At 64.7% G+C, this 12,277-nt stretch carries 12 protein-coding genes; 2 read left to right on the top strand and 10 right to left on the bottom strand.

Annotation, left to right across the window (positions count from 1 at the left end; translation table 11 throughout):
* Positions 1 to 351: 351 nt before the first annotated feature.
* Positions 352 to 1,881 (top strand): ribonuclease Y, encoded by a 1,530-nt coding sequence (gene rny, locus ABLA28_RS07775; protein WP_299298026.1) that lies wholly within the window; start codon positions 352 to 354, stop codon positions 1,879 to 1,881.
* A 158-nt stretch (positions 1,882 to 2,039) separates the two neighbouring features.
* Complete coding sequence (locus ABLA28_RS07770; RefSeq protein ID WP_347713175.1) at positions 2,040 to 2,837, top strand: TIGR00282 family metallophosphoesterase; 798 nt, start codon at positions 2,040 to 2,042, stop codon at positions 2,835 to 2,837.
* Positions 2,838 to 2,943: 106 nt separating this feature from the next.
* Here the strand turns inward: ABLA28_RS07770 and ABLA28_RS07765 are convergent, their stop codons facing one another.
* The 10 genes from ABLA28_RS07765 to ABLA28_RS07720 form a co-directional block, all read right to left on the bottom strand.
* Positions 2,944 to 3,912: a TAXI family TRAP transporter solute-binding subunit gene (locus tag ABLA28_RS07765; protein ID WP_347713174.1), complete on the bottom strand. Its 969-nt coding sequence runs from the start codon at positions 3,910 to 3,912 to the stop codon at positions 2,944 to 2,946.
* Between the two features lie 129 nt (positions 3,913 to 4,041).
* A complete protein-coding gene (gene rsfS / locus ABLA28_RS07760) occupies positions 4,042 to 4,389 on the bottom strand; it encodes a ribosome silencing factor (protein ID WP_347713173.1) in 348 nt (115 codons plus the stop codon).
* A 93-nt stretch (positions 4,390 to 4,482) separates the two neighbouring features.
* The gene (locus ABLA28_RS07755) at positions 4,483 to 5,820 is read right to left on the bottom strand and encodes an LCP family protein (RefSeq protein WP_314717674.1); all 1,338 of its coding nucleotides are present in this window, start codon (positions 5,818 to 5,820) and stop codon (positions 4,483 to 4,485) included.
* Positions 5,817 to 6,449, bottom strand: coding sequence for a nicotinate-nucleotide adenylyltransferase (gene nadD / locus ABLA28_RS07750; protein WP_314717673.1), 633 nt, complete (start codon positions 6,447 to 6,449; stop codon positions 5,817 to 5,819). The genes ABLA28_RS07755 and nadD overlap by 4 nt, the downstream gene beginning before the upstream one ends.
* A gap of 136 nt (positions 6,450 to 6,585) precedes the next feature.
* A complete protein-coding gene (gene obgE, locus ABLA28_RS07745) occupies positions 6,586 to 7,884 on the bottom strand; it encodes a GTPase ObgE (RefSeq protein ID WP_299298277.1) in 1,299 nt (432 codons plus the stop codon).
* Between the two features lie 176 nt (positions 7,885 to 8,060).
* Positions 8,061 to 8,348: a 50S ribosomal protein L27 gene (gene rpmA / locus ABLA28_RS07740; RefSeq protein ID WP_299075726.1), complete on the bottom strand. Its 288-nt coding sequence runs from the start codon at positions 8,346 to 8,348 to the stop codon at positions 8,061 to 8,063.
* Positions 8,345 to 8,671: a ribosomal-processing cysteine protease Prp gene (locus ABLA28_RS07735; protein WP_347713172.1), complete on the bottom strand. Its 327-nt coding sequence runs from the start codon at positions 8,669 to 8,671 to the stop codon at positions 8,345 to 8,347. The genes rpmA and ABLA28_RS07735 overlap by 4 nt, the downstream gene beginning before the upstream one ends.
* Positions 8,672 to 8,688: 17 nt before the next feature.
* Positions 8,689 to 9,000: a 50S ribosomal protein L21 gene (gene rplU, locus ABLA28_RS07730; protein ID WP_299302562.1), complete on the bottom strand. Its 312-nt coding sequence runs from the start codon at positions 8,998 to 9,000 to the stop codon at positions 8,689 to 8,691.
* Between the two features lie 295 nt (positions 9,001 to 9,295).
* Positions 9,296 to 11,029, bottom strand: coding sequence for an SH3 domain-containing protein (locus ABLA28_RS07725; protein WP_347713171.1), 1,734 nt, complete (start codon positions 11,027 to 11,029; stop codon positions 9,296 to 9,298).
* 182 nt (positions 11,030 to 11,211) lie between these two features.
* Entirely contained in the window at positions 11,212 to 12,219 is a 1,008-nt protein-coding gene (locus tag ABLA28_RS07720) for an L-threonylcarbamoyladenylate synthase (RefSeq protein WP_347713170.1), read from the bottom strand.
* Positions 12,220 to 12,277 lie beyond the last annotated feature (58 nt).

The following is a 12,277-nucleotide window of genomic DNA, read 5'->3' as shown; positions in this document are numbered from 1 at the left end:
GGGCATCATTCAATCACAGCGCGGAGGGGTTGTCAATGCGACGACAGAGAAAGGGAGCATAACCCGATTTTGTCGGGACATGGCAGTATTTTTTCAAAAAATGACGTTCGGAGCTTGTTAATCATCCCATCGAAATGTACAATTTAATAAATGTGTCGGGAGAGATTCCTCCCCCCTGTAGGATCGACTTGAATTTGAGCGGGCCGCGGAAAAACGAAAAGCCCTCCGAAACTTTGCGCTTTCAGGGTTTTCTTTTTATCTTTCCGGCTTTTTGCAAAAAATCGAGTGAGCAGGACACAAACACCGCCTGTTCTCCGCCATTGGGGAACGGGGAGAAGGAGAGACTGTGCCATGCAGTATCTTATTGTGATAATGGCCGCGGCAGCCGGGGCCGGGATCGGCTACCTGGTGCTGAGGGCCTGGGACAACACGCGCCTCGCGGGGTACAAGAACCGGATGATCACCATGCTCGAGGAGACCCACGAGGCGGCCGAGAGGACCAAGAAGGAGCGTATGGCCGAGGCCAAGGAGGAAATCCTCCGGCTGCGCCAGGATGCCGAGCGCGACATCAAGGAGCGGCGCAACGAGCTTCAGCGGGCCGAGCGCAAGATCGAGCAGAAGGAGGAGAACCTGGACCGGAAGCTGGACAGGGTCTCCCACAAGGAGGACGAGCTGCGCAGCAGGCAGGAAGCCTTGGAGCAGCGGGGCACGGAGCTCGAGACCTTGATCCAGCAGCAGAACTCGAAGCTGGAGGAGATCGCCTGCCTGACCCGCGAGCAGGCCCAGGAGATCCTGCTCCGCAAGACGGAGGAGGACGCACAGTACCTCATCGGGCTCCGTCTGAAGGATCTGGAGGAGAAGGCCCAGAGGGAGGCCGACCGCAAAGCGCGGGAGATCGTCGTCTCGGCCATGCAGCGCTGTGCGGTGGAACACGCCGGAGACGCGTCGGTCAGCGTCGTCCCCCTGCCGACCGACGACATGAAGGGGCGCATCATCGGGCGGGAGGGGCGCAACATCCGCGCCTTCGAGACCCTGACGGGCGTGGACCTGATCATCGACGACACCCCGGAGGCCGTGACCCTCAGCAGCTTCGACCCCATCCGTCGGGAGATCGCCCGGCGGTCCCTGGAGCGCCTCATCCAGGACGGGCGCATCCACCCCGCGCGCATCGAGGAGCTGATCGACAAGGCCTCGCGGGACGTCGAGGAGGACGTCCTCTCTGCGGGGGAGTCCGCCATCCTGGAGATGGGGATCAAGAACATGCACTCGGAGCTGATCCGCACCCTGGGACAGCTCAAGTTCCGCTTCAGCTACGGACAGAACGCGCTTTCCCACAGCCTCGAGGTGGCCAGCATATCCGGGGCCATCGCCTCGGAGCTGGGGCTGGACGAGGAGCTGGCGCGGCGGGCGGGCCTGCTGCACGACCTCGGCAAGGCCGTCGATCATCAGGTCGAGGGGCCCCACGCCGCCATCGGGGCGGACTTGGCGCGGCGCTTCGGGGAGAGGCCCGAGGTGGTCAGCGCCATCGCCTCTCACCACGACACGCTGGAGGTTCATTCCGTCTACGACGTCATCGTCGCCGTGGCGGACGCCGTCAGCGCCTCCCGGCCCGGCGCCCGGCGCGAAAGCCTGGACGCCTACATCAAGAGGCTGGAGAAGCTCGAGGAGCTGGCCCAGGCGTTCAACGGCGTCTCCAAGGCCTACGCCATCCAGGCGGGGCGCGAGGTCCGCGTGGTGCTCTCCTCGAACAACACGGACGACGGCACGGTGCACAAGCTGGCCTACGACATCGCCCGAAAGATCGAGGCGGAGATGAAGTACCCCGGCCAGATCAAGGTCAATGTGTCGCGGGAAACGCGAGCGACGGAGTTTGCGAAGTAATTCCAATTCCAAATCATTCGTATGCTTTGTTGTTTTTGCTCACCTTGCTCGACGTACTTCTTTGTACGCCTTCGCTGCGGTTCGCAAAAGCCGCCTTGCCTACAAACGATTTGGAATTAGAATAGTCCGAGAGGGAAAACAAATCGAGGGAGGCATCCATGCGCATCCTTTTTGTCGGCGACATCGACGGCAGCCCGGGGAGAACGGCCCTGGCGAACGCCCTCCCCGCCCTTCGGGAGGAGTGGCAGGGGTTCGACTTCGTGGTCGTCAACTGCGAAAACGCCGCTGCCGGTAAGGGCATGACGGGAAAGATCCTGGAGGAGTTTCTGGCCCTGGGCGTGGACGGCATGACCTCGGGGAACCACATCTGGGACAAGAACGCCTTCTACCCGATCCTGGACGAGGAGACGCGGGTGCTGCGCCCCGCCAACTACCCTCCCGAGTGCCCGGGGACCGGGGCGACCGTCCTGCAGCGCAACGGGAAGAAGCTGGGGCTCGTCAACCTTCAGGGACGGGTGTTCATGCCCCCCATCGACTGCCCCTTCCATTGCGCGGACGCCCTCCTGGAGGAACTGCGGGCGAAGGAGGGGAACGCGCTCCCCGTCCTCGTGGACTTCCATGCGGAGGCAACGTCGGAGAAGAAGGCTCTGGCCCTTTACCTGGACGGACGCGTCTCCGCGGTCCTCGGTACCCATACCCACGTCCAGACGGCGGACGAGCAGATCCTCCCCGGGGGCACGGCGTTCCTCAGCGACGTCGGCATGACGGGCGGGCATGGGGGCGTCATCGGGGTCACGGCAGAGACGGTGCTCCCCCGCTATCTCACGGGGCTCCCCTCCCGATTCGAGGTCTGCGGGGAGTCCCCCTGCGTCAACGCCGCGGTCCTGGAGATCGACGAGTCCACCGGGGCGGCGCTGCGCATCGCGCGCGTCTTTCGGAGGATGGACTCCCTCTAGGCCGCTGAATCCAAAGACTACGTGACACAAAAGGGCGCACCGGAAAATTTCCGGTGCGCCCTTCATCGGCGTATGCCTTCGTCGGCGTATGGATGAATCGGAAGCGTTACAGCTCGGGAACCTTCATTCCCTTTTCCTTGTAGTAGTTCGCCGCTCCGGGATGGACGGCGATGGAGGCGCCCTTGAGCGCCGTATCCAGGGAGATCAGCTTCGCCTTGTCGTGGACGGGCTTCAGTTCCTCCAGATTCTCGAAGATGGCCTTGGTGATGTTGTAGACCAGGTCGTTCGGCATCGCCGCGTCGCAGACCAGAATCGCCATGACGGCCGGGGTGGGGGTGTCGTGATCGATCCCCTTGTAGGTGCCCGCGGGAACGATGTCCTTCGTGAAGTAGGGGAACTGCTTGACGAGCTTGTCCAGAAGGTCGTCGTCGAAGGCCACGAGGTCGATGTCCCTTTGAGCCGCCAGGGCCATCACCGCCGCCGTCGGATAGCCGGCAAGCACGAAACCGGCGTCCAGCTGTCCGTCCTGAATACGCTCGGCCGTGTTGGCGAAGTCCAGAAAATCGGCGTTCATGTCGGAATATTTGAGTCCGGCCACCAGGAAGATCGAGCTCAGGCTGCCGGCCACTCCCGATCCCGGCGCGCCGACAGAGACGCGCTTGCCCTTGATCTCCATCAGGCTTTTGATCCCACTGCCCTTCACCGTAATGCACTGCACGTGCTCCGGATAGAGGGACGCGATCATCCTCAGGTTCTCCACCGGCTTGTTGAAGGGTTTTTCGCCCTTGGCCGCCAGATAGGACACGTCGTTCTGAACCAGCGCCATGCTCACCTCATGCCCGGCGATCAGGTTGATGTTCGCCGCGGAGGCGTTGCCCGTCTCAGCCGTCACCTCGACGTCGGGCACATGACTGTTCATGACCTGGGCCAATCCGCCGCCCAAGGGATAGTACGTCCCGGCCACGCCGCCCGTCGCGATGGAGAGGAACGTCTTGTCCGCGGCGACGGCGGACCCCGCCGTCAAAAGAAGCCCCACTGCGAGAAATACACCCAGAACCTTCTTCAAATCGAACACCCTCCTCTTCTGTATGAACAGGAATTATGAAGCCGAACCGCAAAACAGCCCCAAAAGCACGAGGCCGACTGTCAAGATGTTACTTTACTACAAAACAGAGCCCGGCGCCAGACCCCGGGGCAAAACGGTCTATTCCACGTATTCGTAATGGAGCGCCTCGGCGTCTCCCCAAAGCTTCTCGAGTTTGTAGAATTCCCGTCCCTTTCGGCTGAAAATGTGAACGGCGACGTCGCCCGCGTCGATCAGCCGCCAGTTGGAGCTGTGCTCCCCCTCGAGCCGGACCGCCAGGCCCCGGCGTCTCAGGGCCTCCTCCGCGGCATCCGTCAGGGTCCTCATATGGACCTCGGAATTTCCCGTCGCCAGGACGAACACATCGGCCAGCGTCCCCGCGTCCCCAAGGTCCAAAACGACGATATCCTGCGCCTTCTTGTCGGACAGCGCCGAACAGACGTCCTCGTAATCTCCGAGCTTTCCCATAAAACCATACCTCCTCTCAGGGGAAAAGATCTCCGAAAAATGTCGAAAAATCGTTCATAATCAATCATTCACGCTCGGTCAAGGAATCTACCGTCAGAAGTTCAGGGACTCCAGGCGCCTGAACACGATCTCCTTGTCGTGCCCGAAAATGATGGAGACCAAGGTCGCCCGCCGGTCCTCCCGGACCAGGCCGGCGTTGGTTATGCCGCAGAGCTCCGCCAGCGCCAGGGCCGCATCTCTGCTCGCCTCCTTGCCGCCGGCGGGGTAGATGATGTTCGTCGAGTGATAGTCGAAATGCCGCGCGTTCCCCGCGTAGGGGACCTCGATCCCTATCCGCTGAAAGACCCGGGAGGCCCTCTTGCCGAGGCCGGAGGCCCCGTCCCCGTTCAGGATGCCGATCTTGCCGATCCGCTCCCGAAGCTCCCTCAGGCGCTCCTCCGTAAGAGGCGCCGCCGTCGGGACCGCATCGCCGGAGGCCTCTTTGGCGTCGGCGCTCAGGACGTCCTGCTGCCCCTCGGGCGGAAGCTTCGCCGCCAACTGGAGGGACAGCCCCACCGTGTCGAGGATCCAATAGCTCAGGTTTCCGCTGTACCCCGCCTTGCCCGGGGCCATGAACATCTGCACCCGGTCCGGCGGAAGCGCGTTGGCGAACTGCATGAGCTTCAGGGCCTCCAGCGGCGTCAGGTCGGTATCGACGGCGGCGATGACCTCGTCGATGAGGGCGGGGATACGGGGCAGGATCGCCGGGGACTTCAGCTTGGACAGGACGATGTCCATGAACTTCTGCTGCCGCTGGACGCGGCCGATGTCCCCCAGAGGGTCGTGCCGGAAGCGGACGTACCCCAGGGCCGTCTTGCCGTCCATGTGCTGCTGCCCCTTCGAGATATTGATGAAGAGCTTGCCCGAGTAGTCCGTGTACTTCAGCTGCTTGTCCACGTAGATATCGATGCCCCCGATCAGGTCGATGATCCGGGGGAAGCTCTTGTAGTTGACCATCACGAAATAGTTGACTGCCATCCCGGTCAGGTTCACCACGGTCTCCTTCAGAAGGTCGATGCCCCCGTAGACATAGGCGTGGTTGATCTTGTCCCAGCTGCGCCCGGGGATCTGCACACGGGAGTCCCTGGGTATGGAGGCCACGCGCACCGACTTGTTTTCCGCGTCGAAGATCGCCAGGGCGATCGCGTCGGTGCGCGAGCCGCCGTCCACGTTGTCCAGCCCCACGACGAGGACGTTCACCGTTCCCAGAACGGGATCGATATAGGGTCCCTCATCCCTCTCCGGTTGTGCGTCGTCGCTCCCGACGGCCAGGGATTGCCCCAGGTCGAGAGGATCTTTTGGAAACAGGATCTCCTTCAGACGAAAAGCGGCCCCTCCCGAAACTGCCAGAAGGAGCAGGAGGGCGATCCCGAAAATCTTGAGAAATCTCACTGCCGCGACACCTCCATACTCGACGCCTCCACATTCCCGTAGAGCCCCGCGGACTCGATGTACGCCTCGACGAGACGGGGCACCAGGAAGCGTACGCCCCGGCCGTCGCCGGCCCGCCGACGAATCTCGGTGCTGGAGATGGCGAACTCGGGGATCTCGACCAATCTGATATTGTCCCGGATTCCTTCAGGGAGGGAATCCACCCCCTGGACATCATACCCCGGTCGGGTCGCCGTGACCAGCGTACAAAGCGTGGGAAGGAGCAGGTAGTCCACCCACGTATCGATGGAAAGGAGGGCATCCAGCCCCGTGATGAAAAAGAGGTCTTCGGGAGGCGTTCCCCCCGCGATAAACTCCCTCAGCGTGTCCACGGTGTGGGTGGGCCGCTTCCGCTCGATCTCCATCCGGGAGACGGAGAACTCCGGAACCCCGGCCGTCGCCAGCAGCGTCATGGCGTAGCGATCCTCGGCGGGCGTCACCCGGCGATCCGTCTTGTGCGGAGGGGAGCCCGTCGGGACGAAGACGATCCGATCGATATCAAGGCGGCGGCGGCATTCCTCGGCCGCCAGCAGATGCCCGTAATGGATGGGGTCGAACGTCCCTCCCATGATGCCCGTCTTGATGGACACAGCGACAACCCTCCCTAGATGGGGGCGCCTGCCCCGCGTTTCAAGCCCGTGCGGCGCTGCCTCGACGCGGCCGCCGAACGCCGGAGGGGAAGAAAATGTCCGCCCTCCAGGACGGGGCCCGCCGCACACACAGGGACTACTCGATAATTCTATCAGGTTGGAACTCGAATTCCGCCTCCCCGATCAGGACCCTGTCCCCCTCCCGGGCGCCCGCATCCTCCAGGGCCTCCTCGACGCCGAGCCGTTTCAAAAGGCGCGCGAACTTCATCATCGCGTCCTCCTGGTCGAAGTCGATGCGCCGGACGGAGCGCTCCAGGTTCTCGTGCTCCACGCGGAAGCTCCCGTCGTTCATACGGCGGACCTCGACGGGCTCCGGCCTTCCGCCCCTCCGCCTCGGCAGCTCCCGGACGGCGGGCGCCTCCGCAAGGGAGACGGTGCCCTCGGGACGGGGATAAAGCCTGACAAGCTCGACGATCCTGTCGATCAGGACCGGGATCCCCTCCCCCGTCAGCGCGCTGACGCAAAGGCAGGGGATGCCCAGACGCGACATCTCCTCCTTCAGGATCGCGGCGTTCTCCTCCGAGCCGGGCAGGTCCGTCTTGTTCCCGACCGCCAGGCAGGGACGCTCCGTGAGCCGGGCCCCATAGGCCTCGAACTCGCCGCAGACGATTCTCCAGTTTTTCAGCACGTCGGGCTCGGACAGGTCCACCACGTGGACCAGCACCCGGGTCCGCTCCACGTGACGCAGGAAATGGAGCCCCAGCCCCTTGTCCTCGTGCGCCCCCTCGATCAGGCCCGGGACGTCGGCGATGACGATCTGCTGATCGTCGACGGCCAGGACCCCCAGGTTCGGGGAAAGGGTCGTGAAGGGATACCCCGCGACCTTCGGCCTCGCACCGCTGATCGCCGCAAGGAGGCTCGACTTCCCCGCGTTAGGGAACCCCACCAGTCCGACGTCGGCAATAAGTTTCAGCTCCAGGGTCAGGGTCCGTTCCTCGCCCGCGTCGCCCTTCTCCGCGAAACGCGGCGCCCGGCGCACCGAACTCGCAAAATGTGCGTTTCCCCGCCCCCCGCGGCCGCCCCTGGCGGCGACGAAGGTCTGGCCCGGCTCGACGAGGTCGGCAAGGATGTTCCCCGCCTCGTCCCGGACCAGGGTGCCGCAGGGCAGGGAGACGCGCAGGTCCTCGCCGTCCGCACCGGTCCGCATCGCTCCGCCGCCGTGCCCCGCGTGTCCCGCCTGAAAGCGGCGGTTGAACTCGAAGTCGGCCAGGGTGACGATCCCCCCCACCGCCTCGAAGATCACACTCCCGCCCCGTCCGCCGTCCGCGCCGTCGGGACCGCCCTTGGGGATGAACTTTTCCCTGCGAAAGCTGAGGGCCCCATTCCCTCCGCGCCCCGCCTTGACCATTATCCTGGCCAGATCGATGAACTTCATGGGCAACACCACCACTCGAAAAACAGAAAAAAGGAGGCCCCAGGCAGACGGAGCCTCCCTCACAGGACGAAAAAATCAGGGAATCGATATGGAAGCCGATATGAAAACTAGATTGAAGCCCAAACGAAACTCGAGACCTCAAGTCAGCCCCGACTCATAGCGGGCCGGGGAAGAATTTACCGGGCGGCGTCCGGAACGATGGAGACGTACTTGCGGTCCCCGCGGGTGGCGTATTCCACCCTGCCCGGAAGCAGGGCGAAGAGGGTGAAATCGCGTCCCAGTCCGACGTGTTTCCCAGGATGGACCCTGGTCCCGCACTGTCGGACCAGGATGCTCCCCGCCGTCACCTCCGTGCCGGCGTAGACCTTGATCCCCCTGTACTTGGGGTTGCTGTCCCTGCCGTTGGTGGAACTGCCCTGCCCCTTCTTATGGGCGAAAAACTGTATGTCGAAACGAAAGATCATCTTTGCACCTCCGTGATGCTCACATATCCGGGATAGCCGGACTCTATCTCCTTCAGGGACAGCGCGACCGTCCGCGTCAGAAGGTCCAGGGAATCCGCAGCCTCCTCGGGCCAGGACACCCGGATCAGCGGGACGTCGGGGTCGGCCTCGCAGCGCAGATCCCGCACCTCCGCCACATCGGAGAGCCCGAGCAGAAGGCCGTGGACCAGAGCGGAAACCGCGGCACAGACGACATCCTGCCCCCTCGGAGCGCTCCCGGAATGTCCCAGGCTCTCCAAACCGACAAGCGCGCTTCCGCCCCAGTAAAGGGTGACCCGAACCATGGGGCGCGGCCGACCGGCTAGCCGTCGATCCCGCGGATGACGACCTCGGTGAAATACTGCCGATGCCCGCGCAGGCGGCGATAGTTCTTCTTGCTCTTGTACTTGAACACGATGACCTTCTTGTCCCGGGCCTGGGCGAGGATCTCCGCCCGGACGCTGGCGCCCGCGACATAGGGAGTCCCGAACTTCGTCCCGCTGTCGCCGCCCACCATCAGGACCTTGTCCAAAACGACCTCGTCCCCCGCGGCCCCGTCCAGGCGTTCGACGCGGAATCTGTCCCCCACCTGAACACGATACTGTTTGCCGCCGGTCTCCAAAACTGCATACACGATCATTTTCCTCCTTCCGCTGGCTCGAGGCTCCCCCGCAGGGTCCCGAAGGACCGCCCGGGAGATTGCGCCCCGGCCATGCGCCGTATAGAACTCAATAATTCTACGCACAGACAGTCGATTCGTCAACACAAAAGCCCCGCCCGACTTCGGGTTGGGTACGGAACAGGCTCGCGAGGCGGAAGCAGCGGCCGCGACGTGGAAAAACGATTCCAACTCGGTCGAGCCCGCGAGGGCTCCGCCATCGGCCGGCGAAGGCCTCGCGTCATTCGCCCGGGCCGACCAAGGGCTCGAGCTAAGGCCTGCCTACCGTAACGCTCTTCACCGCCCCGTCCTTCCCGAAGTGGACGCTCATTCCCCGGCCGTCCGACTCGGCGTAGCGCCACTGACCGGAGCCCAACTGGTACGGGTACCCCATGGCCCGGAGAAGCTCCGCCTGCGTCATCCCGACCCTGACCCCGTTCTTCAGCTCTCGGCCGGAGGATGTGAGCTGAAGCCGGGTGACCGCATCGCCGTTCAGCGTGGCAGTCAGCCCCTGCCAGCCCAGGGAGGCCCCCTTGCTCCGGGCCGGCTGCCCCAGGGTCGCAATCATCTCCGCCTTGTTGGCCCCGAAGGACCTCAGCAGCACGTCCGTATACCCCTTGGGAAGCGCCTCGCCCATGGGCAGGAAATATTGCCCGTAGATCCAGCCCTCCTTGTTGGCCCCGGTACGGACCCGATACCAGACGCCCGAGAGCGACCCGGATGTGCCCTCCCAGGTCTCGAGGATCTCGGCCTGGTCGTTCGTCTGCAGGCGCACGACGGACTTCGAGGTGGTGGAGTGATCCTCCCTCAGGTTTACGTTCGACCCCATCACCCTGCCGCGCGCAGGCTTCTCGTGAATCGTCAGGGACGGCAGGTCGATGGACGGTCCGAGGGGCCGGGCGACATCGATGCTATTCACCACGGGCGAGGGCAAAGGCGGGGCCGGCTGCTCCGGAGCAGGTTCCGGACGCACGGGAAGCTGGTTCTCCGGCAGCTTCCGCAGCCCCAGAAGGAACCACGTCGCCCCCCCGATCACCCCCAGCAGGATCAGGACCCCCGCGAACCGGCGCCCCAGGGAGCGGGTCCGCCGCTTTCTCCGCCGCGCGTATTGGGAAAACTCCTGATAGGAGGCGTCGGGGTCGATGTTCAGCGGACGTATCGGGACGCACACATTCTCCTTCCGGGGCCTGACGAACACCTTGTGCGGAGCGGTAACCTGAAACTCCTCCGTCTCGGGCGGGCAGAACAGGTCCTCCAGGGGCTCCGGGGGAACTTCGTCCTCCGCCTCGTCGGGAGGGGAAACAACCGGGCCCCGGACGGTATCGACAGCCTCGGCGACCGGCTCTTCGGCATAAGGGATCGCCTCGTGTTTCGGCGGCTCGGGGACCGCGGGCTCCTCCGGGCCCGCATCGGCGGGAATATGCAGGGAGGACCCGCAGGTCGGACAATAGCGGTGGTCGATCGCGACGTTGGCACCGCAGGTGGGGCAGGTCTTGGAGCTCCTCCTCCGTACCTTGGGCAGCTCCTCCGGCATCGTGGGGAGCGGGACCGTCCTCTCCCTCTCCTGCGGGGCGGAGGCGACCCGCGCCTGCTGCTCCCGACGCCTCCGCCGCAGTTCCCGGGGATCGATCAGCTCCTCCTCGGGGGCATCGGGCTCGTCCTCCCCATAGTCATCCTCATCGTCCGCAAAATCGGAGCGGCGAGGAAGGAAAAAGCAGAGGACCGTGGCGATCAGGTACAGGCTCCCGTAGATCCAGAACTCGGAGGGAGAGACGATGCAGAGCAGGGCCCCCAGCATCAAATAGACACTGCCCATCCGGTTCCGGTTGAAGGCGACGATCCCGCCGATCATGGCAAATACGGCGGATGTGATCGTCAGGGCCCCGACCAGCCACGGCGGCATGGATCCGGAGCTCACCGGAAAGAGGCCGAAGAGCATGAACACGCTGTGAATCATCGACAGAACAAACGTTCCCAAGGATAACGCCAAAATAATCCAACGCATCGTTCTTTCCTCCAGGACGGCAAAACTATTTCCCAGCCTCCCGTACCGACGCGGCACAAAAGGACATGGGGCCGGACCGCAGCAGGCTTGGCCATCAAATCCGGGCTACCCGGAAAACCGGAAGCTCATCCTGCTGCGGCAGCCCGACGAACGCCTTCTTAATTTACACGAAAAGGCGGAAATCACAACCCCAAAGAGGCTGAAGCCGCCGAATCGTCCTCCGCACCGGTTCGGGCCGCGCGCCGGATGCGGTCCCTCAACCCCAGGCCGACGCCCGACGCGGGGGGCCACTGGACGACGATCCCGAGGACGCCGGCGGACTCCATGGCCCGAAAGCCCGCAAAGAGCCCGCGGGCATAGTTCTCCGGCGAGTCGAAGCGGAGGGACCGCGCAAAGGGTGCGGATGGCGACGTCAGCCCCATGAAGCCGCACCGCCCGGGGTCCGCCCCCTCGGGCAGCGGGCCCCCCTCCCAGATCCAGACCGGAACGAAGGGGGCATAATGGCGATAGCGCGTTCCCGGGGACCGCGCGCTCGGGACCTCCGGGCAACCGAGGCCCACGCCCAGAAAGTCCTCCAGCACTTCCCGGGAGAGCCCCCCGGGGCGAAGCAGGAGCGGCGGCTCGGCCGTCATGTCCAGCACGGTGGACTCGATCCCCACGGACACGGGCCCGGCGTCGAGGATCATATCGGCCCGCCCCCCGAGGTCCTCCCACACGCTGTCCGCATCCGTGGGACTGGGGCGCCCGCTCAGGTTGGCGCTGGGCGCCGCCAGCGGGAACCCGGCCGCCTCGATCAGGGCGGCGGCGACGGGATGGTCCGGCATCCTGAGGGCCGCCGTATCGAGCCCCCCCCGCGTCTCGGCGGGGACGACGGGCCGCGCCGGAAGCACCAGGGTCAGGGGGCCGGGCCAGAAGGCCGACATGAGGCTCCGGGCCCGCGGGGTCGGACGGGCCAGCCGCTCGGCCTCCTCCCTGCACGCCAGGTGCAGGATCAGAGGGTTGTCGGAGGGCCGCCCCTTCGCGCGGTAGATGCCCCGGACCGCATCGGCGTCCAGGGCGTTTGCCCCCAGCCCGTAGACGGTCTCCGTCGGAAAGGCGACCAGCCCGCCGCGCCTCAGGACCGCGGCGGCCTCCCGCAGGACGGCGGGATCGGGGTTCCAGGGATCGACCGGGACGCGAAGGGTATTCATGCCCCGCCGCCGTCCCGGAATCGCTCGCCGTCCCGGAATCTCTCATGGAAGCGCTCCC

Source organism: uncultured Fretibacterium sp., from assembly GCF_963544685.1.
Lineage (GTDB): Bacteria > Synergistota > Synergistia > Synergistales > Aminobacteriaceae > CAJPSE01.
Note: the sequence above shows the minus strand (reverse complement) of the source record. Positions and strands in the feature narration are given on the sequence as shown.

Excerpts from the sequence above, each read along its gene's own strand:
- rpmA (WP_299075726.1), bottom strand. The coding sequence starts at position 8,348 with ATGATCTTTCGTTTCGACATACAGTTTTTCGCCCATAAGAAGGGGCAG.
- rny (WP_299298026.1), top strand. The coding sequence starts at position 352 with ATGCAGTATCTTATTGTGATAATGGCCGCGGCAGCCGGGGCCGGGATC.
- ABLA28_RS07725 (WP_347713171.1), bottom strand. The coding sequence starts at position 11,029 with ATGCGTTGGATTATTTTGGCGTTATCCTTGGGAACGTTTGTTCTGTCG.
- rsfS (WP_347713173.1), bottom strand. The coding sequence starts at position 4,389 with ATGGGAAAGCTCGGAGATTACGAGGACGTCTGTTCGGCGCTGTCCGAC.
- ABLA28_RS07720 (WP_347713170.1), bottom strand. The coding sequence starts at position 12,219 with ATGAATACCCTTCGCGTCCCGGTCGATCCCTGGAACCCCGATCCCGCC.
- ABLA28_RS07770 (WP_347713175.1), top strand. The coding sequence starts at position 2,040 with ATGCGCATCCTTTTTGTCGGCGACATCGACGGCAGCCCGGGGAGAACG.
- ABLA28_RS07735 (WP_347713172.1), bottom strand. The coding sequence starts at position 8,671 with ATGGTTCGGGTCACCCTTTACTGGGGCGGAAGCGCGCTTGTCGGTTTG.
- obgE (WP_299298277.1), bottom strand. The coding sequence starts at position 7,884 with ATGAAGTTCATCGATCTGGCCAGGATAATGGTCAAGGCGGGGCGCGGA.